Genomic DNA, 19,777 nt, shown 5'->3' with positions numbered 1-19,777 from the left:
GAGCCCTCGTTCAGGGGCGTGGCTCAAGAGCGGGAGGCGCGCAGCAGCGCGGCCACGGCTCCCTCGGGTGATGCGTAGGGGCGCGGTTCGCCGGCGAAGGTCCACCGTCCGTCCGGTTCCCGACGGACCGTGCTCGTCTCGCCGGACGGCATCGTGACGGTCAGGGCGTCGGCGGACTCGTCCACATGGACGGTCGTCACGTCGGCCAGCAGATGCGAAGCGCCACCCAAGTCGCGTGCGTCTTCCAAGATGCAGGCCGTAGCGGTGAAGCGTCTGCTGACTTCCATACCCAGGTCGACCAGATGCTGAAGTCCGCGGTCTGCGACGGAGCCGGCAGCAGCGTCGATCGCAAGCGATGCCCGCTGGACGAGGGCGTCGACCTGGAGTGCCGAACTGCGGCAGCTCCTGGACGAGGCTCCCGCGCCCGGCCCCGGCAGACCTTCGTCCGGCGGTACGGGACGCAGGAAGTCGGCTGCTGCACCTCGGGTACGGGTGACACGGCGCTGGGCTTGACGAAGGGCGTCCAGGGCGAAGTCGCCCTCGTACCGGTCGGCGAAGTGTGCTCCGAGGGCCCCCGGTGCCCGGCCGGCCGTCGCCTTCATGAGAGGCAGCGTCTTGTCCGCAAGCTCGCGGACCTGGTGTACGGGCGGCCTCAGCCACTCGCCGGCGTCGCCGTCGAGCAGTTCCAGGGCGCTGGCGGCGCTCTGGAGGGTGGAGAGGACCTCCACCGTGCGCCGGTACTCGGCCGGGCCGACGTACCGCATGCCGTCCAGGTCGTCGAGGGCGCCGAACAACTGGGCGGCCTGCGGCTGCCGGAGGTATTCGAAGAGGAAGGCCCGCGCGGCGGCGTCGATCAGCTGCTGGCGCAGGGCGGTGATGCGCCAGATGTCCGCAAGGGCGTCGCGGGCGCTGCCGTAGGCGTCTGGATGGTCGGCGGGCATGGCTGAGTCCTTCCGTCACATGGGCGGAGTCCGTGTTGCGAGGTGAGGGGGCCGGGAGAGCTGCGCGGGCTGGGTAGTCCTCTAGCCGAGGGCGGCGGCCACCTGCTGGGCGTGCCGGGGGCAGGACAGGGCCTGCTTGTTGGTGGCCAGGTTGGTGACGGCGAGGAGGGTGACGAGGGGTTCGGTGTTGCCGCATTCGAGGCAGCAGCGCGTGTTCGGCTCCCAGTCGGCAGGAACGTCTCCGAACTCGTACAAGGGGCTCCTCATGGGGCAGTTGGTGCCGAAGGCCAGCGGCAGAGGCTCAGCTGGTCCGGGGCGGCCGGGACGTCCAGGGCACACATCCGAAGACTTCGGTGGGGCGGCCGGGGGCGTAGGTTTCCTCCCAGCCCAGGGCCGCATCGTCCTCGTTGGCGTAGAAGATGATCTCGCCCTTGGACCCGTCCTCACCCTGGAAGGTGATGTCGTAGTCGTGCAGGTCCCCGCCGCCGGAGTAGACCGCCACGACCATGTCGCGCAGGGCGTTGCCGATCAGGTAGCTGCGGTCGTCCCAGTCGATGGTGAAGCCCTTGATGTGGGAAGGACGTCCCTGGCCGTCGAGGTCGGCGTCGTCGGCCGGGAGCAGAAGACGCTCGCGCGCGGAGCGTGGCGCGGTGGTGTCCGAGCCGGCCAAGGGGGCGATGCACCACGGGGTGTGACGCGCCTCCAGCAGTTCCCAGAACGAGGCGAGCGGGACCGGGGCGTCGAACGCGACGGTGCCGCTGGCGTAGTAGGTGACGCTCACTGAGGGCTCCTCGTGATCCGTAGCGCTGCGGCGGTGCTTGCTCACCGGCCTACGAGTAATCTACCCCTAAAGGGTCGTATGGTCAAGTTTTATGTGTCGCTGAGTGAATGGGTCCGGCGACCCGCAATCCGTACACGGGTCGCCGGACCGGGGCCGGTGACGGCCTACTTGGGGATCGGCGGCTTCGGGGCCGGATCCGTCCCGTACGGGTTCGCGCAGTCGTAGAAGACGTACCCGCGGATCTTGGCGTGGTCCGACTTCCGCGTGACCGTGCCGCGCGTGTACCAGGTCTTCTCGGCCTTGACGTACGCGAACTGGTCGTACGCGATCGCGTCACCGCGATACGCCACTCCCAGTGCAGTGGCGTTCTTGGCCGGGCTCTTGCGCACCTTCACGGCACTGCACGAGATCTTGCCGTGTCCGGTGTCGTACGCCTGGGCCGCTGGCGCGACGACGAGAGCTCCGCCGGCCACGGCGGCGCTGATGGCGACCGCCGCGAGCGGACGGCCGAATCGCTTGGATATGCGCACCTGTTCTCCTTCCGGGTCCGCCGGTCCGCCGCCGGGTGGCGGCGGACCGGGCTGAACGGAAGGTAGGAGCGCCACCCTGTGGACAGAGCGCGCCGACCCGAGCCTCACGAAATGCGGTAGTCGCTCTCCAGGAGAATCTCGGCGATTGCCCAGGGGCCCTCGTAGTCCGCGGGGCCGAACAGCACCGGCAGGCCCGAGTCGGCGCTGCCGCGCAGCACCTTCACCCAGTCCTGCCAGACCTCGCGGTCCGCGAGGGGGAAGCGCGCCTCGACGGTTGCCCGAACCGACCGGCCCGGCGTCGAGTCCAGGGTGGCCAACGCGCTGCGGACCTCGGCGACGGAGATCACCCAGCCCGGGTTGGCGAGCTTGTGTGCGCAGATCCCCGTCAGGGGCTCAGGGTGCCACGAGATCCGGCGGTTGTACGCCTTCAGGAATGCGCGCAGCTCGTCATCGAGATGGACCGTGGGCATCCCGAGCTGAGCCTCCAGGCACTCGGACTCGCGCCCCGGCAGAGGCGTCGGCTCGGCGGGAACCCCCTGTGCAGGGCGAAGCATTCCCAGATCGACCATGGTCAGTGCCACGGCCCCGAGTTCGTGTTCGGTGAGCGGGAGGTGATTCAAGGGTCTCCTTGGGTCGATCGCTTATTCATTAGTCTAATCAAATAGGCCCCATTGGTCAAGTTTTATGTGTCGCATCTCGGCTTCTCGAGCCCCGTCCCGTACTCGGGACAAGCTGCGGACGTCGGCGACTGGGAAGCCGAGGCGGTCTCCGCTCGGCCGCGCGTTGGGCGGGTTCCAGGAGGCTGCGAGACAGGCGGGGACTCGCCTCTGCCGGACCAGTTGCGCGGGCTGGCTGACGATGAACCGCGGCAAACTTCACCCGAACGAGTCACCGCCGGCGGACCCCCTCTCCCGGAATCGAAGCTGCTGCCGTAGCCTCGCGAATCTGCCGCAGGGAACCGCTGCGCGCGGCAGGCGGGACTTGGGGAGGGACAGCGCCGCAGTGGCCACGCGTGAGGACTGGGAAGAGCGAGCGGCCTGCCGCGCGACCGACCCCGACGAACTGTTCGTCGAAGGGGCTGCGCAGAACAGGGCCAAGGCCGTTTGCAACGGATGCCGAGTGCGCACCGAGTGCCTCGCCTACGCCCTCGACGGCCGTATCGAGCATGGCATTTGGGGCGGGATGACCGAGAGGGAGCGCCGAGGGCTGCTCCGCCGACGCCCGACCGTGACGTCGTGGCGCCAACTCCTTGAGGCCGCGCGTGCGGCGCACGACCAGGGCGACAGCCAGCTGGGTCTTCAGGAGTCCCTGACCGAAACCGGCTGAGCGCCGGCCGGAGCCGGCAGCCCTCTCAGGCTGAGACGGTGTGCGGCGGACGGGTCCGAAGCGTGCGCAGTACGTCGAGAGCAGCATGGGCGTCTCCCAGCGCGCGGTGGTGTCCGCCGAGGCGCCGTCGAGACGTGGTCCGCAACCAGGTTGAGCGCCGCCGCATCAGGCAGTCCCACGAGTCCGCCAGGAGCAACCGGCCTGGATCCGCTCCGACGGCGCGGGCATGGCCCACCGTCATCCGCTCGTCGAAGCGGGAGTTGTAGGCCAGCACCGTCCGGTCTCCGATGGCGTTCAGCACCCGGGGCAGGATCCGCTCCCACGGCTCCGCCTGGGCCACCATGCTGTCCGTGATGCCGTGCACGGCCCGCGCCGCGTCCGCGATGCGCACGCCGGCTCCCGGGTGCACCAGGGTGTCGATGAGCACGGCTCCGTCGTGCGCGTCCACGACCGCAACCTCCACCACGCGGTCATCCGGCCCCAGTCCGGTTGTCTCCACGTCAAGGACGCACGCCGCGCCGGGCTGGAGCATCCGATGCGCCCAGTGCAGGGTCTGACCCACCGGCCCGAGCAGGACTAGCCGGCGGGCATCCATTGCGCGCAGCAGCCGGGCTGGCAGCAGGTCGGTGACGGCCTCGCGGTCCGGGCCGCCGTCTTGCCGCGGCTCCCAGTCGAGCGTCCACCGGTCAGCCGCCCGGCTGAACCTGACCCACGCGTCGACGCCGTCGGCCCGCAGTTGTTCGCACGTGCTCTCCACCAGCGCCGCCCGTTCCCCTGCGGGGCCCGCCAGCTCGCGCCAGGGCGAGGGGCGCCGGCTGTCGGCGGCTCGGGCCTGCTTCCATTCGAGCGGCTGCAGCGCGACGGCGGTGAGCGCGGCGACAGAGAATCGAGGGGCGCCTGCCAGGGTGCGACCAGATGGAGTGACAAGCCCGGCCTCTACGAGAAAGTCGAGCTCGCGTCGGCGGATGCCCAGCCACCGGGCGGATTGATCGGGCCCCAACACCGCCTCGCCGCGCTCCACCGCCGCAAGGCCACCGTGGGCGCTGAGCAGCTCCCCCGCGGGAGCGCCGGTGCGCGCCGAGACGGCGCGGCGTGCCTGCGGCGCGGACTCACCTCGGCCGGAGAGCTGCTCCAGTGTGCCGGCAGCGACAGCCGCCGACGTGTTCTCCTGCATCGCCGTGTCCTCCCTGATTGTCCGGCGATGCCCAGGATGCCAACCGCCACTGACACCACCCGTCCAGGCCGCGCGAAGGCGGCGGGTTTCCCCACCGGGAGGCGGCCGACTCCGTGCGGGCGCCACAACAACTCCGAGTGACACGTAAAACTTGACTCAAGACCTAAAGTGCAGGTATATTATATGTGTCATCGGGGTCTCGCCTCCGATGCTCTTGTGACCTTCGAGAACGGACGTGAATGGCCACATCGACCGTCCAGGGCTACGGCTGGGAACTCCAGAACAACACCTCACGAAGCGCCTTCTACCGCTTCCTGGTCTTCCTGGCCCCCGAACCAGCCCTCATCACCCTCTACGGACCCACCGGCGGGGCCGGCACCCCCACGGTGAAGCTCGTCGACTCGCCCGCAGACGTGCAGGCCGTCATCGACAAGGCCTGCAAGACCTGCGAGGAGAAGGAGAACGGCGACTACGAACTGTCCCGCGATTTCACGCGGTTCGAGGTACCCGCCGAACTGGCTGTCCGCGGCGACTTCAAGGCCAACGCCCACGCCATCGCCGCCTACTTCCGCGACAGCGCCAAGGAGCAGGGGACCGAACTCTCGAACGCCTCGTCCATCCCCTCCACCTGACCGCATCCCCACGCCTGAGCAGGAGACCCGTGCACGCAGAGCGCATCAAGAAGACCCTCATGCAGGAAGCGGCCCGCGCCAACGCACGTCCCAAGCGCTCGCCCAAGCCGAGCCCCAGCGCCCCAGCAGCACCGCACATCGCGCCGATCGGCCCCCAAGTGCGGCCGAACGGGCAGACCTACCAGCCCCGGCTCCTGGGCGGCATCGAGGACATGGCCTTCCTCCGGGACGCCCGCGACCACACCGAGCACGTCCTGATGACGGGACCCCCCGGCAGCGGGAAGACCGCGCTGGCCGAAGCCGCATTCGTCATGGACACCCGGCCCGGCCAGCCGGGCCTGGAGACGATCGTGGGCACCGCCGACACCACCGAGGCCGACTTCCTCGGCACCTTCGTCCAGGACCCCGTCACCGCAACCTTCGAGTGGCTGCCCGGACCGCTGATGCGCAGCGTCCTGAACGACGTCCCCCTCCTCGTCGACGAGGTCGCCCTCATCGACCCGAGGGTGCTGACCGTCCTGTACGCCCTCATGGACGGCCGCGGCGAGCTGCGCATCCCCATGAACCCCTCACTCGACCCCATCAAGGTCGGCCCCGGCTGGTTCGTCATCGGCGCCTGCAACCCCGACGTGCCCGGCGCGCATCTCAGCGACGCTCTCCTGTCCCGCTTCCACCACCACTTCGAGATCACGACCGACTGGGACCTGGCCGCCGACATGGGCGTACCGATGGATCTCATCACCGTGATCAAGAACCTGGAGACCCGCAAGGGCCAGCAGACCTACGAAGGCTGGATCCCGCAGATGCGCGACGCGCTCGCCTTCTCCGAGGCCGCCCGCCGCTACGGCACCGCCTTCGCGGTCAACAGCCTTCTGCGCAAGTGCCCCGCCGCCGACCGCGAGGACCTGGGCAAGGCCCTGAAGTCGAAGAGCGACTTCGCCGACGCCGCACCCCTCGCCCTCGGCGCACGCGTCGCAGGGAGCCGCCGTTGACCACCCCGCCGACCCTCGACACGCCCGGCGCCGACCTCTCGCGCGCCCGCGCGGCGCTCGGCCGCCGTCTGGGCGCCATCATCAACGAACTGGCCGACCGCGACGACGTCCTGCTCGACATGATCTGGGACTTCACCGGCAGCCCCGCGCCGGCGTGGTTCGACCCGGCAACCGCCTGGGTCACGGTCAACGGCGGAGCCGCGCTCGATCCCGACACCCACCCGGACGAGGTCGACCCCCTCACCGTCTCCGGACGCCACCGTCACCCCGTCATCATGGGGCTGGCCAGCCACGAAGCCAGCCACGCCCGCAGCACCCGCTGGCAGGACTGGCCGGACGGCGCCGGCCGCGCGGTCGTGCGCGCCGCCGTCCTCCTGGAGGAACCCCGCATCGAAGGCCGCCAGTTGGTCGTCCGGCCGGACGACCGGGTCTTCCTGCGGGCGTCCGCCCGCCACATCAACCTGCCCGCCTCGGCCCCGACCGCACCGATCGCCAACCGGTGGCGGGCTGCCACGGCCGCCGCCCTCCTCCTGGCCCGCGCAGACGCGGGAGTGCTGACCGCCAAGGAGGTCGCGCCGGTGCGCGCGGAGATCACCAAAGCCCTCGGCGCCGCCGACCTGGCCAAGCTGCGGCGTCTGTGGCGCAGGGCCCTGAGCCTCGACGACGGCGACCAGCTCGGGCTGTACCGGGTCAGCCGCCAGTGGGTCCGGGTGGTCGGCGTCGACGAAGACGCCGACATGCCGGTCGTCGGCTGCGCCGCGGGAGAGCCGTCGGCCCCCGGTTCCCCTGCGGCCGGGGACGATCCCCTCACCGCTGCCGCAGCGGCTGTCGCGGCGGCTGTGTCCACGAACGCGCAGATCGCTACGGGCGCGCTGCCCGATCCCGAGGAAGAGGCCCGCGCCGCGGCCGCAGCCGCCCGGCGCGAAGCACAGGCACAGGCGGAGGAGGCCGCCAGCCAGGAAGCCCTGCAGGCGGCGCAGCGGGTTTTCGGGGCCCCCGCGCCCTCTTCCCGTCGCCGCCCCCCGCGCAGCCCGGTCAGCGGGCGGCGCGGGCCGGAGCCGGAAGAGCGTGCGGCGGCCCGCCGCCTGGGCCACGCTCTGCGCAGGGCACAGTTCCGCGAGCCCTCCCGCACGCGCGTCGCGTCAGCGCTTCCTCCCGGCCGCCTGTCCGGCCGGGACGCCATGCTCGCCACCGCGCAGCGCTCCCTTGGCCACCCCGTGACCGCCCGGCCCTTCCGCGCCACCGTGCGCAAGCACAGTGACGAACCACCGGTGGCCGTCGCGGTCGCGGTCGACGTCTCCGGCTCGATGGGCGCCTACACCGAGATCATCGCCTCGACCTCGTGGATCTTCGCCCACGCAGCCCGGGAAGTGGGTGGCACCGCGGCCACCGTGGCCTTCGGGACGGCGGTCACCCCGATCGTCCGGCCCGGGCAACCACCCACCCAGGTAACCCAGTTCAGCGCCAACGACGGCAACCACCGCTTCACGGAGGCCGCCAACGCCCTCGACGGCGCGCTGGCCCTGTCGCGCCCCGTCGGGGCGCGCGTCCTGGTCATCGTCTCCGACGGTCACTGGGAGCCTGCGGAGCGGCGTGGAGGCGGGCGCCTCGTCCGCAGGCTCCAGGCCGCAGGAGTGCATGTCATCTGGTACTGCCTGAGCCCGCGTTCCGATGTCCTGCCCGGTGCGCACCGGATCGACATCAGCGAGATCAGTGAGATCCCCGTGACCCTCGGCCGGGTCCTGGTCGACGCGCTGAAGTCTGCGTGACCCCGGGGCGGGCCCGCCTTCCGGCCCGCCCCGCCCTCACCCCTTCCTCGGACACGCCCGTTCAGCGAAAGGAGCGCCCATGCGCATCAGCCTGCCCTTCTGCAAGTTCTGCCTCCGCGCCATGGTGAGCCCGTGCTCTCCCGGGGAGAGCCAGCCGTACTTCGATCTCGGCCCCGGTGAGGCGCTGCCCCCGTGTACGCCCGGGCACCGGCACGAAATGGTCATCTGGGCTCGCGTCAGGGAAGAAGATGCCGGACTCGACCTTCCCTGAACCGCCGGGCAGTGCGAGGGATCACCCTGACGCCGGATCCTGCATGCCCGGCCTGGTCATGTGGGGCGGATTCCGGAAGGGCGACATCGTCGCCGTCCAGGGCCGCCGGGGCGAGTGGGAGCTGATGAGCCATACCCCCGCGCCAGGGGTGTGGCGGATCGAGGCCGCCCGACCGAAGGACCGTGCGCCGGCCGAGGCCCGTACGGTCGAGCTCCGGGCCCTGGCCGACGCTCCGCAGGTGCGCCGCGGCGACCTCGTCGTGCAGAACTTCCCCGAACAGGTCCTAGCCGGCACGGTCGGCCACGTGTACCGGCTCGGCCGCTGGGTGGCGGAGGCCGCCCACACGGGAGCAGACGGGCACACCTGGGGGCTCGTCGACGATGTGGAACGGCTGGTCGTGGTGACCCACGAGCAGATCGATGCGGCCGTTCAGCTCGATGTAGAGGCCGGCGCCCACCGAGGCCGAATCATCCAGGCCGTCGTGACCCGCCACGCGGGCAAGTTCCGTGTCACCTGCCGCTGTTCGCCCACCATCGACCTCTGCCGCGCTGGACGCGCGACCGCGTGGTGCAGCAGCGTCGAGGCCGCATGGTCCCTGTGGGACTGGCACACCACCGGTGAGGTAGGTCCGGCGCCGGCCGACTTCGCCTCCCCCGAAACGACGGCGTGACCGGACCCGTACGCAGTGGCGCCCGAGCGACGCCATGCAACTCGTCCTCGAGAGTTGACAGCCCCTCCTCCTCAAGGTATGTTTTATGTGTCACCCGGTGCGGGTGACGGCCCGGACTCCACGCCGAGTTAAGACCTCCGGCCTCCCCTGCACCGGGCAACGAAAATGCCATGTGCCCGCGACATCACGGTTGATACCGTCAGGTCTCGCGGGGCGGCTCCGCAGCGTGCTTCCTTCTCAACCTCTTGGAATAGAAACCAGCGCGCGCACTTCCCGCCCCGCTTTTCCATGCCCGGCCCGTCGCGGGTGCCTCGCAGGACAGCGCCGGCGGCTCGGTCCCGGCGGCGCCACACGGACCCCGGCCCGACGCCGGTAGAACTCAGGGGGAACACCACCACATGACGACCACGGCGACCAGCATCACGTCGAGCAGCCAGCGCAGCCTGGACGCGGTCCTGCTCCAGCGCCGCGGCTCCGTCTACCTCCCCGACTCCGCATCGTCGACCGCTCCCGACGTCCTTGCCGGCGTCACCCTGCTGGAAAGCGACCTCATCGACCGCGGCTACCTCATCTCCGCGTCGCTGCGCGAAGCCCTGGCCGCCCTCGCCTCGCCGGCACTGGCGACGGCGGGCGCTGCGCTGCTGGCGCATCTCGACGCCGACCTCGGCGCCGACCGCGACCACACCCCCCTCTTCCGCCGCTTCCCGCAGTCCGTCCCGGCCGACACCCTCGCCTTCTGGACCGACCGCGTCCTGACGGTGCTCCTCCAGGCCCCGGAGCAGCCGTGCGTCCTGTGCGGCACCCACGGCAGCGTCCACCCCGTCTCGCCGTGTGCGCACCTGGTGTGCCGCACCTGCTTCGACGGCGCCGACTTCTCCGCCTGCCCGATCTGCCACCGCCGCATCGACCCGGCCGACCCCTTCCTCCACCCGGCCAGCGCCCGGCCCACCGCCTCCGCGCGGCGCGCCCTGCCGACTCGCCTGCGCGTGCTCTCCCTCGGCGGCGGCCCGACCGCCCGCCGGTCGCACGCCGCCGACGAGCTGACCACCCTGCTTGACCGTACGGGCGCGCTCAGCCCGCAGGACGCCGACGACCTCGCCGTCCTGCTCGACGGAGCCGGCGACCGCGAAACCCTCGGCTGGCTGCCCGCGCAGGTCCCCGGCCGTGAGACCAAGGCCCGCGTTCTGGCCTGGCTGCTGGACGACCGCGCCCTCTACCCCACCACCCTGCCCGCGGCCACGGACCGCATCACCACTGCCACCGACGTCCTGCGCCTGCTGGCCGTCCGGTCAGGCGGCGACCCCGGCCTGACCTCCGCGGCCCGCATCACCACCGTCCCGCGCCCTCTGCGCCGCGCCCTGCTCCAGGCCCTCGACGGCCTGGACCCGCAGCTCGTCGCGGAGGACCTGCACCGGTACCCGCTCCGGTGGAAGGCGGCCGCCGAACGGCTGCACGTCTTCGAGTACGCCGACCGCTTCCCGCGCGCCGCCCTCGCGTTCGCCGCGCTGCGCTCCACCCAGCTCGGCGACGACGACCTGTCCACCGGGCTGCGCGCCACCGCCCGCGCCACCGACGGCGTCGAAGCCGACGGCGACACGATCCGCGTCCCCCTCTGGGCGAGCCAGGTCGAGACCGCCCTGGCCGCCACGGACGTGCCCGGCGCTCTGGCCCCGCTGAGCCGCCGGCCGGGCGAACTGGTCCGCCGCCTGGACCACTTGCTCCGCCTGTCCGGCCCGGACGACACCGAGCCCGTTCTGGCCGCACTGCGCACCGCCGCGCCCCGCGTCGCCCCCGCCGTCCTGCTCTCGGCACTCGGCGCCGTACGCTCGCGCACGCAGCCGCCGCTTCCCGGCCGGGTGTTCTTCCCGAAGGGCGAAACCGCCCGGGCGTACATCACCCCGGACGAGCGCGCCCCGCTCAACCCGGGAGCCGCCGAGGAGGCCACTCGCATCCTCACCGACGAGGTCCTGCGCCGTGCCGGAGCGCTGCCCACGGCCGATGTGGCCGTCCTGGACGCCGAACTCGACGGCATCATCGCCCCGTTCGCCGAGCGCACCGCCTCGCGCGCCCTGGTGACCCTCCCGCGCGGCAGCGAGCTGCCCGTTCCCGACGGCCGGACGCTGCGCCTGTTCCTGCACTGGATGGAATCCGCCGAGTCCGGCCGCACCGACCTGGACCTGTCCGTCGCCCTGTTCAACGAGCGCTGGGAGCACATCGGCACGTGCGCCTACACCAACCTGCGCTTCGGGAACGACGCGGCCGTCCACTCCGGTGACCTCACCAGCGCGCCGCCGCCGCACGGTGCGTCCGAGTTCGTCGACCTCGACCTGGACAAGCTCGCAGCCCGTGGCGTCCGCTACGCCGTCGCGGTCGTCTACAGCTTCAACAACGTCCCCTTCGTCAAGTTGGACGACGCCTTCGCCGGGCTGATGGCCCGCGACGAGCCGGGCACGACCGGCGCGGTCTTCGACGCCCGCCAGGTCGAGCAGCGCTACGACCTCACCAGCGCCTCGCGCGCGAGCGTCCCGCTCATGCTGGACATCGCAGGACGCACCATGCGCTGGCTCGACGTCGCCCAGGGCGTGACCGGCACCCACCACGCCGTGCACCGCCACGCGGACGACCTGGCCGTCCTCGCCGAGCACCTGACCGCCCTGTTCGCCTCCGGCGCCCGCGTCAGCCTTGGCGAGCTGGCCCTCTGGCACGCCGCCGCGCGGGCCAGCACGGTCATCGTCCGCCACCACGACGGATCGGCCAGCACCTACCGGCGCCGGGCCCAGGAGGACGTGACCGCCTTCGCCGCACGCATCGGCGCACCGCACACCGACGATCCGGCGGACCTGCGCGACGCCTCGCTCGCCTACCTGCTGCGCGGCGACATCCCGCTCCCGGCCGGCGCCGAGGCATACGCCCTGCACACCGGCGGACTGGATGCCGGCACCCTTCGGCTGCTGTCCGCCTCGGATCTCGTCGCCTCGCTCGCGAGCTGATCGCCCGGCGGGGATGGCCCATGCCGTCCCCGCCCGAGTGGGCTGTCGCGGCAACTACTGCGGCGAGACGCGTGCCCGACCAGTCATTGCGACACATAAAACTTGACCTTAACACCTTCTGCGGGGTACTCTTTATGTGTCAACCGATGGCGGGGGCAGCCCTCCAGATCCCGAACGCCATCGCCTGATGCCCGCCAGCTCTTGTCGTCCAGCGGAGAGGACACCGGCCTACGGAGCCGGAACCCGGGGTTCGAATCCTCGCAGGAGCACCGCTTAGACCTCCAACAGTCCAGCACGTCCCGACTCCGTCGGCCCGATCACGACGAGGTGAGACCGATGACCGCCTACACCGTGCCCCTGACCACATATGCGGACACGGTGGTGCGCGTCGAGACGGACCTCACGGACCTGGACGCGGTCGTGGAACTCGCCCTGGGCCTGGTCGACGTCGGCTCGCTGTGCAACTACTGCGGCGACATCGAACTCGGTGACGAATGGGAGTGCGTCACGGTCGGCGGCGAGCCCAACCTGACCTCCCTTGGCGGCGGCGTCTACATGGTCACGCTGACCACGCACGCCGGCACCGCCGTCGATATCGAGACGGACCTGACCAACCCGGGCGCCATCGCCGAACGGGCGGTGGAGGAGTGCGATACCGGGTCGCTGTGCCACCAGTGCGCGAGCACGGTCACGCTCGGCGACACCTGGCAGCCGGTCCTCATCGACGGCGTTCCGACGATGACCACCCATACGAAGTGACCACCGCCGATCGCCACCCACCTGCGAAGGGCCCGATGACGCACGTATTCGACCTGTCTCCCACCGAGCACGCGTGGTGGGCAGCGCGCGACGCCTACCGCGTCAGCACGGCTGCCCTGCTGCGCGAGGCCTTGCCCGCCCTGGGTCTCCTCGGGGATTACGACGACCCGTACCGGGCCTTCCGCTGCACCCTGCCCTCCCACGTGGACACCGAGCCGGGCGAGGTCCGGATCGAGGTCACCGGCGACATCGTCTCGCTGGTCATCAAGGGACTGCCTGTCACGGTGATGCGGGAGGTACTGGTACCCCGCGCCGGCATCTGCTTCTCCCCTTTCACTGTCCAGACCTCCCTGGGCCGCGTTGCCAGCGAAGGACGCTTCACCGCACGGGTCCACGGCGCCACCCAGCGCCTTACTGTCCGCGCGGGGGGCGTGGCCGACGCCGCCCTCACGCTGCCCGCGCTGGTTGCCGCCCGCGCCGTCCGCGCCATCGCACACCACCTGCGGCCGGCCGGCCGCCCGTGATCGGACAAGCCACCGCACGCTGGTGCGACGACCGGGGCCACCCCTTCGTCACCTATCACCCCTGGCTCCACCGCAGCTACTGCCGCTGCGGCCGCCGCCAGGAGGCGGGCGCCCAGCCCATGGACTGGGCAGCGAAACACGCGGTCCACCACCACTGCCCGCCGGCCGGCCCCTGCCGGTGCTACGTCCGGGGCAAGCCCGTCGGTCCCTGACTCCCTTGTCCCCCGGTTGCCCGAGCAGACCCCGCCCCACGAGATGAGGAGCTGAGATGCACGCGTCGCCAACCGTGGCCCCCGGCATTCGCTCGTCGGCTGACGTGCCTACCGTTTCGACGCCGGCCGAGGTGCCCGACTGCCCCGCCGCCCGCATCGCGCAGCAGGCAGCACGGGAGGCAACTCGAGCGGCGGACACGGCAATGCGGGCGGCAGCCCGGAGCACGGCGGCGAACAGCGCCAGGCTCGACACGATCATGTTCGAGGCGCACCAGGCCGCCACCGACGCCGAGCGCTACGCCCGCCTGGCCGCCGAGGAAGAGCGGGCCGGCAACCCCGCCACCGGCCGCAACTTCACTGCGCTCGCGATAGCCCGCGCCGTGGACGCCCAGCGGACGGCCGGAGTGCCGTGCACCGCCGAGGCCCTGGCCGCGCTGATCGAACGCCAGCGGACCGAGGCGGAGATCCAGGAAGAGGCGCGCGCCGAACGGGAGCGCGACGCGGCCTACGAGGCCGAGCAGCGCGCCACCACGGGCATGGACGCCGACAACCGCGTGCGCCTGGAGGTCGCCAAGTCCACTGCGCGGCAGGAGGTTCCAAGCTGGGGATGGAGCCGGGGGATGCTCCGTGCGATGGAAGTCGCCCAGGCCGGCAAGCTCTACCGGCGCGACGGCTACGCCTGGCAAAGCCGCACCCCGGGACAGTTCACCGGAGGCCGGAGAGTCGCCCGGGAACGGGTTCTCATGCTCGCCAGCGCCGGATTCCTCGCCGTCGGCCGCGGAGCCGACCGGGCGATCACGGTGACCTCCATGGGCGAGACCGCCCTCTACCTGGCCCAACTGCACCCCGACGGCCTCCACCCGGACGACCGGACCGCCCACCAGGCCCGCCTTGCCGCCGGCCGCCGTCGAGGGCGCAGCAGGGAGGAGGTCAAGGCCGCTGCCAGGCGGCTGCGCCCCTTGGACCGCCACGTCCTGCGGTCCTTCAAGCGGCCGGTCCCCCTCGCCGAACAGAACGCGCGAGCAGCTCTGGAGGCCGAACAGACCTGGGAGAGCGAAGGCGGCGCCGTCTGCGAGCCAGCAGACCGCAGCCTCCGAATCGCGCTGGGCCGAGGCAGCTCTCCTTCTCACTCGCCCACCAGCCGTCCGCTGACGCGCCACGCCCGGAAACGCCCTGCCCGTCCTGACCCCACTACCGCGGACCGTCCTCGCCCCTCCAACCTCCTGGGAGCCCCCGTGCCCGCCCGCCGGAACGACACCTTTCCGCCCTTGCCTCTCATCGAGGATCCGCTCCGGCTCGTCACTGACGATCCGGCATGGGCCTACACCTCCACCTGCGCCGGCGGCGGAGGCACCGCCCTCCTACGGGTCTGGCGCACCGCCGACGGCGGACACCTCGCCATCGTCACCCAGAGCGTCGGCCCGGTGAGCATTACCAACGCCGCCGAGGAAATCACCGCCGCGCTCATCAGCCAGTACCCCGGCCCCCTCGTGATCCTGGAGCACTACCGCGCGGGCGACGGTGCGCCCCACGACCGGCTGGACCAGGTCCTCGTACGGCCCGGCCGCGGGCCCGAGTGGAAGGCCGTCTGGCCCATCCCGCCGGCCAACCCGAACTTCGAGACCCACCAGGACTGGATGCGCCAGTGCGGCGCCACCCTGCTGAGCGTCCTCGCCCGCTGACGTCGCCCGACACCCAGGAGCAGCCCATGCGCATCACGATCTGGCACAACATGCACCGCGACCACTACGACGGCTACCGGCGCCGCCACCCGATGCTCAGGGTGTTCTCCTACACCGTCCCGGACGGCAACCCGGAAACCGCACTCTGGCGGGCCGTGGAGATGTTCAACGCACCCGCCGAACTCCTTGCCCCGGGCGACCGGGCGACCGCCGCCGGCTACCGGGAGCGCAAGCTGCGCTCGTTCTCCACGGGCGACGGTCTCAGCGTCCTGCTGCAGGGCTCCACCGCGGAACGGTTCTGGGTCAGCAACGGTCTGCAGTTGATTCCCCAGCCCACCGCCTTCGAGCGCCTCGGAACCGAGGGGAACTCTGTATCCCAGCCTCTCGGCGAGACCGTCACCTACCTGATTCCCGCTCTCGGGGATCAGGTCCGCGTCGGCCTGTTCGATACCGAAGGCGCCGATGGCGCAGACCTGCGGAAGGCCATCGCCGCGCACCACGCCGTGGCGGCCGGTGACGTCGTCATCATCCCGTCGCCGTAGCCGGAGTGCCGGGCTGGACGATTCCCACGGCCGTCCGAGTCCGCTCCAGCAGGACGCCGGCCTGTCGCTCCCCGCTCGAGAAGTCGGTCCCGATCAGACTGTTCAGTATGAGCTCGAGCACCACGGAATCCGCCGACGATCTCGGCGTGCACGCCCATAGCGATCGGTGCTACGAGGCCCTGATGGGCCGTGAGGGCGACCGACGATCCGGAACGTGCGTGCTGGCAGCCGACGAGGCCTGGGATTTCGACGGAGTCACCGAGGGCTGGCTGGCGCACGTCCGCGACCGCTTGGCCGCACACGGCTTGCGTTACGACCTGGAGCAAGACCAGGTCGAAGTGCCGTCCTCCATGCCGCTCGGTGAGGCGCGGCGCCTGTGCGGCGAGATCGTCGGAGGCTTTCACGCCTGGCTCGACGGCGTAGTCGAGGAGGTACGCGGCGGCCGACCTGACCCCGAGGAATGGGACGCTCGGAGCGAAGACGACGCCGGAGCCCGGTGGATCAAGTGGGCGCCCGCGTAGGCCCCGGGGCCAGCGTCATCGTTCTGCCGCTCCGGGGCGATCGCCGGGATGGGGTGAGGGACGGCTATACCCAGGGACGGCCGTCGTCCGGCCGGACGCCGACTACGCCTGCGCGGGCAAGGAGTTCAGCTTCGACCCGGTCGCTGGCGTAGTCCCAGCCCTCGGCGGCGCGGCAGGCGGCGTAGGTGTAGGCGTGTCCGCGGTCGCAGCTGTATCCGGTGTCGGTGTGGTGGACCGGAGCGCCGCATTCGTAGGCGGTCGGGCCGTCTTCGTCGTAGCCGGCGATGAGCTGGTCACACCGGCTGTCGGATTCGTGGCCTTCGGCGGGAACGGCATCGTGCACGGGAGTCTCCTTGGCTGGCAGGTCCGACGGGCGGTCAGGTCGCGGGCGGAGCGGTGAGCTGGCCGCACCGGCAGGAGCAGCAGCGGTCGCAGTCCTGGCAGACGTCGTGCGGGCAGTGGCCGCACGGGAAGCGCCGATGAGGCATGCAGCCGTCCCGTCCGGTCGCGGCCGGAGCGTCATGCCTGGCGGGAGCCCAAGCGGCGTCCCAGGGGGGCGGCCAGCCCAGTGCGGCGCAGATGTCAGCCTGGGACGGGCACGAGGACGAGACCAGACGTCCGGCCTTCCACTGCTGCCCGCTGCGCAGGAATGCGGCGAGGGCGTGGAGAGGCTCGTCGACCGTGGAGGTCGGCGGCGGTGCGGTCGGAGTGGGGGCGGTCTGGTGGCTGGGCATGTGGCTCGCTCCTGTTCGTCGTCCGTGGAGGTTCGTGACTTGCTGCCGGCGTTGGCCGTCCTGCTCAACGGCCGCGCTGCCGGGCGCCGGAGAGCGCGGTACGCACGACCGCGCCCCTGGGCGTGAGCGACCACACCTCATCGGGCTGTTCGCCGCGAGGCGGCACCTGGCCGCTCGTGCGCCGCCACACCACCAGCCGCGAGGACATGGAGGCGTTGGGGAACCGCTCCTCCGGCTGGACGTTCGGGTGACGAGCGGGGCCGTCGTGGTACGTACGTGAACGCTGTTCCGCAGAACGCGACTTGAGGATCCGCTCCGGGACGGCCAGGTTCGGCGCCCACTCCATGGCCTCGCCGCTGTGCGTGGGCTCGCTCTGGAACACCCAGAACACCGTCAACGTGACCTCCTGTAGTGCGCGCCGTCAGATTCATTAATCTAGCTCACGAGGATCTGCGAGTCAAGTTTTATGTGTCATCTAGGAGGTGTCGCCGCTGCGCCGAGCCTGACTCCGGTCCGCAGCTCCCGCCCTCCTCTCGTGCCGACTTCCGGCAATCGGGGTCAAGAATGTGCAGAACTGCACAGGACGCAACAGCCCGCGGCTCGTTGTACCTCCGGAACGATCCGAGGGAGGAACTGTGCTGCAGGAGATGAACGGCGCGATCTACACCAGTGCGACGGACAGCGAGCGGCAGTTGGCGGAGGCCATGGGAGCCGTGATGCAGTCCTTCGCCCGGCTGGCGGGACGGCTCGGGCAAGGCGAGTGGCCTGCCGTCCGCGTTGATGCCGGCGGACTGTGCGACGCCCTCGCGGGCCTTGACATGCTGCTGGCCGCAGGCGGAATCGAGCTCGGCGCCAACTCGTGCCGGCCCGACCGGGTGCAGGCGCTACTGGAGGCGGCCGGATATCCCATCTCGGCGCTACAGGAGTTGGCCACCGGCGACTACCGGGCGTTTGCCGAATGCGTGCGCAGCCTGGTCCGCCGCGACCTGGCGGAGTACGGGGTCCACGCCCGCGGACGCGACGGGCTCTTGGCCCGCTCGGCGTACGCAGGGATCGCGGAGGCGGAGACCGCTCGGCTGACCGGCCTTTCGCGCAACACGGTCCGCAAGGTCCTCCACGCGTAGCCGCCCCGCGGCGGCGTGTCGACGCTCGGGTGGACGCGTTCCCGTGCACCCCGCATTGAGGGTGCGCGCGGCGCCCGCGCGCAGTCTCGCGAAAAGCGCGCTTCACGGGAACCCCGTTCGACACATATAACTTGACTCAAAGGATTCGGGTAGGGTATTCTTTATGTGTCAGCGGGGGTGATCGACCCCGCGGGCGCTGGACAACGAGGAGCGGCCGATCCGCGCTGTCCGGCAGGTCCGTAGCTCAGCTGGTAGAGCGGCCCCCACGCCGGGGGAGGGTCAGGGGTTCAAGTCCCCTCGGATCGCGAAGTGTGCTGGAAGGCGCCCCTCCAGAGGCGAAGCCCCGTTGAGAGGGCGCGTCCCAGCACACCAGAACGGACTCGCCCGGCCTGATATCACCGGTACGGGTCGAAGGAGGGGTAGCTCCCCTCTGGAGCTCTGGTGTTGGTAGCACGCCCCCGTGTGGGGGAGGAGCGGGATCACGCCCCGCAAGCTCACGGCGTCGTACGGCCTTCCCGGCCCCACCCGGGCGGGGCCGTACGGCTCACGGGTACGGCAGGGACGGTCCACTCTCGCGGAGTGGCCACCCGCGTCCGGAACACCCTCTGGCAGGTCGCTGAGACCCGGTGCGCGAAATCCGGAGTCGGCCCGCTATGGCCCCGGGCGCGGACGTCGGGAACGGACCGTCCGTCGCACTGTCGCCTGCTTCCGGTTCAGCACGGAGCAGGCGGCGGTCGCCGCCCGCTCTACTGACGCGCCGCGACCCGGTGCCCAGCGGCGATGGTCTCATCAGGACGCGATCGCCGAACTCCCGCCGGTCCCACGCGGCTTCGTGCCACACCGGGGGACCGGCGGCTGCCCGCCGCCCGACCCGCCCTTCGGGAGTCGTCATGCCGGACCCTGTCCTCTACGCCCACGCCGGCCACACCTACACCCTGACCGCGAAGCAGAAGCAGCTGCCCCACGGCACCGCCGTGAGCGTCGCCCACGGCCCGATCAGCGCCGGCGAGCACACGGCTTGGGAGGGGGAGGACGCCGCCTTCGGCGCCGAGGTGCTCTACCACTGCGACAGCGGGCTGACGGTCATCAAGACGACCGACCCACGTCATCACACCCGCCGGCATCCCGGCTACACCGAGACGGTGGAGACCTCGCGCCTGACGCCTGCATGAGCCGGAGGAGCGCGCCACGCATCGCCCACGGTGACGCGGCAAGCCCTGTTCCCGCGGTCACGCGAACGCGGCCACAGGAAGAGCTACCGGCTCCAGGACGAGGGCGCCCCTCACGTCCACGCTTCAGGGCCCCATGGGCCCGGGAAGACGGCGGCCTTTCGCACGGGGCCATGTGCAACCGGGCAGGTTCAATTCCTGCCGTGGGCACCTGTACACGATTCTGGCCCCCTCCCGACGCAATGTCGGCAGGGGGCCAGATCTTCGTAGCGGGGGCGGGATTTGAACCACGCGACCTCTGGGTTATGAGCCCAGCGAGCTACCGAGCTGCTCCACCCCGCGTCGGTACAACCACCCTACGGCATCTCCGGGCGCCGGACGCGGATTTCCTGCGAGCACGACACGGACGACACATAAAACTTGACTGTAAGGCT

At 71.2% G+C, this 19,777-nt stretch carries 22 protein-coding genes and 3 tRNA genes; 16 read left to right on the top strand and 9 right to left on the bottom strand.

All coding sequences use genetic code 11. The features are described 5' to 3' along the window. Positions 1–23: 23 nt before the first annotated feature. From BS72_RS01700 to BS72_RS01685, 5 genes are all read right to left on the bottom strand, one after another. Positions 24–941, bottom strand: a complete 918-nt coding sequence (locus BS72_RS01700) for a hypothetical protein (RefSeq protein ID WP_037905627.1) — start codon at positions 939–941, stop codon at positions 24–26. Between the two features lie 81 nt (positions 942–1,022). Beyond that, complete coding sequence (locus tag BS72_RS36220; RefSeq protein ID WP_157856127.1) at positions 1,023–1,208, bottom strand: hypothetical protein; 186 nt, start codon at positions 1,206–1,208, stop codon at positions 1,023–1,025. Between the two features lie 34 nt (positions 1,209–1,242). Continuing rightward, a complete protein-coding gene (locus BS72_RS01695) occupies positions 1,243–1,722 on the bottom strand; it encodes a hypothetical protein (protein ID WP_037905624.1) in 480 nt (159 codons plus the stop codon). A 164-nt stretch (positions 1,723–1,886) separates the two neighbouring features. After that, entirely contained in the window at positions 1,887–2,252 is a 366-nt protein-coding gene (locus BS72_RS01690) for a hypothetical protein (RefSeq protein ID WP_051950493.1), read from the bottom strand. Positions 2,253–2,356: 104 nt separating this feature from the next. Then, positions 2,357–2,872, bottom strand: coding sequence for a hypothetical protein (locus tag BS72_RS01685; RefSeq protein ID WP_037905621.1), 516 nt, complete (start codon positions 2,870–2,872; stop codon positions 2,357–2,359). Between the two features lie 382 nt (positions 2,873–3,254). Here BS72_RS01685 and BS72_RS01680 point away from each other — a divergent pair, with 382 nt between their 5' ends. Then, the gene (locus BS72_RS01680) at positions 3,255–3,578 is read left to right on the top strand and encodes a WhiB family transcriptional regulator (RefSeq protein ID WP_037905618.1); all 324 of its coding nucleotides are present in this window, start codon (positions 3,255–3,257) and stop codon (positions 3,576–3,578) included. Between the two features lie 25 nt (positions 3,579–3,603). Here the strand turns inward: BS72_RS01680 and BS72_RS33465 are convergent, their stop codons facing one another. Continuing rightward, positions 3,604–4,752, bottom strand: coding sequence for a 3'-5' exonuclease (locus tag BS72_RS33465; RefSeq protein ID WP_051950492.1), 1,149 nt, complete (start codon positions 4,750–4,752; stop codon positions 3,604–3,606). A gap of 239 nt (positions 4,753–4,991) precedes the next feature. Between BS72_RS33465 and BS72_RS01670 the strand changes: the two genes are divergently transcribed. The 12 genes from BS72_RS01670 to BS72_RS01615 all read left to right on the top strand — a co-directional run bounded on the left by BS72_RS01670 (position 4,992) and on the right by BS72_RS01615 (position 16,316). After that, positions 4,992–5,384: a hypothetical protein gene (locus tag BS72_RS01670; protein WP_037905617.1), complete on the top strand. Its 393-nt coding sequence runs from the start codon at positions 4,992–4,994 to the stop codon at positions 5,382–5,384. A gap of 29 nt (positions 5,385–5,413) precedes the next feature. Beyond that, positions 5,414–6,376: an AAA family ATPase gene (locus tag BS72_RS01665; RefSeq protein WP_051950490.1), complete on the top strand. Its 963-nt coding sequence runs from the start codon at positions 5,414–5,416 to the stop codon at positions 6,374–6,376. Further along, positions 6,373–8,145: a VWA domain-containing protein gene (locus tag BS72_RS01660; RefSeq protein WP_051950488.1), complete on the top strand. Its 1,773-nt coding sequence runs from the start codon at positions 6,373–6,375 to the stop codon at positions 8,143–8,145. The genes BS72_RS01665 and BS72_RS01660 overlap by 4 nt, the downstream gene beginning before the upstream one ends. Positions 8,146–8,224: 79 nt before the next feature. Continuing rightward, complete coding sequence (locus BS72_RS01655) at positions 8,225–8,416, top strand: hypothetical protein (protein WP_037905613.1); 192 nt, start codon at positions 8,225–8,227, stop codon at positions 8,414–8,416. Positions 8,417–8,459: 43 nt separating this feature from the next. After that, entirely contained in the window at positions 8,460–9,086 is a 627-nt protein-coding gene (locus BS72_RS01650) for a hypothetical protein (RefSeq protein WP_037905611.1), read from the top strand. A 398-nt stretch (positions 9,087–9,484) separates the two neighbouring features. Next, positions 9,485–12,076, top strand: coding sequence for an MXAN_6230/SCO0854 family RING domain-containing protein (locus BS72_RS01645; protein ID WP_051950486.1), 2,592 nt, complete (start codon positions 9,485–9,487; stop codon positions 12,074–12,076). Between the two features lie 197 nt (positions 12,077–12,273). Next, positions 12,274–12,345, top strand: a tRNA-Arg gene (locus tag BS72_RS01640). A 67-nt stretch (positions 12,346–12,412) separates the two neighbouring features. After that, positions 12,413–12,835, top strand: coding sequence for a hypothetical protein (locus BS72_RS01635; protein ID WP_037905608.1), 423 nt, complete (start codon positions 12,413–12,415; stop codon positions 12,833–12,835). Further along, positions 12,832–13,359, top strand: coding sequence for a hypothetical protein (locus tag BS72_RS01630; protein ID WP_157856125.1), 528 nt, complete (start codon positions 12,832–12,834; stop codon positions 13,357–13,359). Before BS72_RS01635 ends, BS72_RS01630 begins: the two co-directional genes overlap by 4 nt. Before the next feature lie 415 nt (positions 13,360–13,774). Continuing rightward, positions 13,775–15,253, top strand: a complete 1,479-nt coding sequence (locus BS72_RS31935) for a hypothetical protein (protein WP_051950482.1) — start codon at positions 13,775–13,777, stop codon at positions 15,251–15,253. A gap of 26 nt (positions 15,254–15,279) precedes the next feature. Beyond that, entirely contained in the window at positions 15,280–15,795 is a 516-nt protein-coding gene (locus tag BS72_RS01620; protein WP_037905602.1) for a hypothetical protein, read from the top strand. Positions 15,796–15,902: 107 nt separating this feature from the next. Then, positions 15,903–16,316 carry a hypothetical protein gene (locus BS72_RS01615; protein WP_037905599.1) on the top strand — a complete coding sequence of 138 codons (414 nt, stop codon included), beginning with the start codon at positions 15,903–15,905 and terminating at the stop codon, positions 16,314–16,316. 64 nt (positions 16,317–16,380) lie between these two features. Here the strand turns inward: BS72_RS01615 and BS72_RS01610 are convergent, their stop codons facing one another. Then, complete coding sequence (locus tag BS72_RS01610; RefSeq protein ID WP_037905596.1) at positions 16,381–16,659, bottom strand: hypothetical protein; 279 nt, start codon at positions 16,657–16,659, stop codon at positions 16,381–16,383. A gap of 455 nt (positions 16,660–17,114) precedes the next feature. Then, a complete protein-coding gene (locus BS72_RS01605) occupies positions 17,115–17,447 on the bottom strand; it encodes a hypothetical protein (RefSeq protein WP_037905594.1) in 333 nt (110 codons plus the stop codon). Between the two features lie 238 nt (positions 17,448–17,685). Between BS72_RS01605 and BS72_RS01600 the strand changes: the two genes are divergently transcribed. From BS72_RS01600 to BS72_RS01590, 3 genes are all read left to right on the top strand, one after another. Beyond that, positions 17,686–18,174: a hypothetical protein gene (locus BS72_RS01600; RefSeq protein ID WP_037905587.1), complete on the top strand. Its 489-nt coding sequence runs from the start codon at positions 17,686–17,688 to the stop codon at positions 18,172–18,174. A 231-nt stretch (positions 18,175–18,405) separates the two neighbouring features. Beyond that, positions 18,406–18,481, top strand: a tRNA-Ala gene (locus BS72_RS01595). Positions 18,482–19,064: 583 nt separating this feature from the next. Next, a complete protein-coding gene (locus tag BS72_RS01590) occupies positions 19,065–19,346 on the top strand; it encodes a hypothetical protein (protein WP_037905584.1) in 282 nt (93 codons plus the stop codon). A 264-nt stretch (positions 19,347–19,610) separates the two neighbouring features. Here BS72_RS01590 and BS72_RS01585 read toward each other — a convergent pair. Further along, a tRNA-Met gene (locus BS72_RS01585) sits at positions 19,611–19,685 on the bottom strand. Positions 19,686–19,777 lie beyond the last annotated feature (92 nt).

This window comes from Actinacidiphila yeochonensis CN732, assembly GCF_000745345.1.
GTDB classification, from domain to species: Bacteria; Actinomycetota; Actinomycetes; order Streptomycetales; family Streptomycetaceae; genus Actinacidiphila; species Actinacidiphila yeochonensis.
Note: the sequence above shows the minus strand (reverse complement) of the source record. Positions and strands in the feature narration are given on the sequence as shown.

Excerpts from the sequence above, each read along its gene's own strand:
- BS72_RS01620 (WP_037905602.1), top strand. The coding sequence starts at position 15,280 with ATGCGCATCACGATCTGGCACAACATGCACCGCGACCACTACGACGGC.
- BS72_RS01590 (WP_037905584.1), top strand. The coding sequence starts at position 19,065 with ATGCCGGACCCTGTCCTCTACGCCCACGCCGGCCACACCTACACCCTG.
- BS72_RS01700 (WP_037905627.1), bottom strand. The coding sequence starts at position 941 with ATGCCCGCCGACCATCCAGACGCCTACGGCAGCGCCCGCGACGCCCTT.
- BS72_RS01635 (WP_037905608.1), top strand. The coding sequence starts at position 12,413 with ATGACCGCCTACACCGTGCCCCTGACCACATATGCGGACACGGTGGTG.
- BS72_RS36220 (WP_157856127.1), bottom strand. The coding sequence starts at position 1,208 with ATGAGGAGCCCCTTGTACGAGTTCGGAGACGTTCCTGCCGACTGGGAG.
- BS72_RS01645 (WP_051950486.1), top strand. The coding sequence starts at position 9,485 with ATGACGACCACGGCGACCAGCATCACGTCGAGCAGCCAGCGCAGCCTG.
- BS72_RS01650 (WP_037905611.1), top strand. The coding sequence starts at position 8,460 with ATGCCCGGCCTGGTCATGTGGGGCGGATTCCGGAAGGGCGACATCGTC.
- BS72_RS01670 (WP_037905617.1), top strand. The coding sequence starts at position 4,992 with ATGGCCACATCGACCGTCCAGGGCTACGGCTGGGAACTCCAGAACAAC.
- BS72_RS01615 (WP_037905599.1), top strand. The coding sequence starts at position 15,903 with ATGAGCTCGAGCACCACGGAATCCGCCGACGATCTCGGCGTGCACGCC.
- BS72_RS33465 (WP_051950492.1), bottom strand. The coding sequence starts at position 4,752 with ATGCAGGAGAACACGTCGGCGGCTGTCGCTGCCGGCACACTGGAGCAG.
- BS72_RS31935 (WP_051950482.1), top strand. The coding sequence starts at position 13,775 with ATGCGGGCGGCAGCCCGGAGCACGGCGGCGAACAGCGCCAGGCTCGAC.
- BS72_RS01655 (WP_037905613.1), top strand. The coding sequence starts at position 8,225 with ATGCGCATCAGCCTGCCCTTCTGCAAGTTCTGCCTCCGCGCCATGGTG.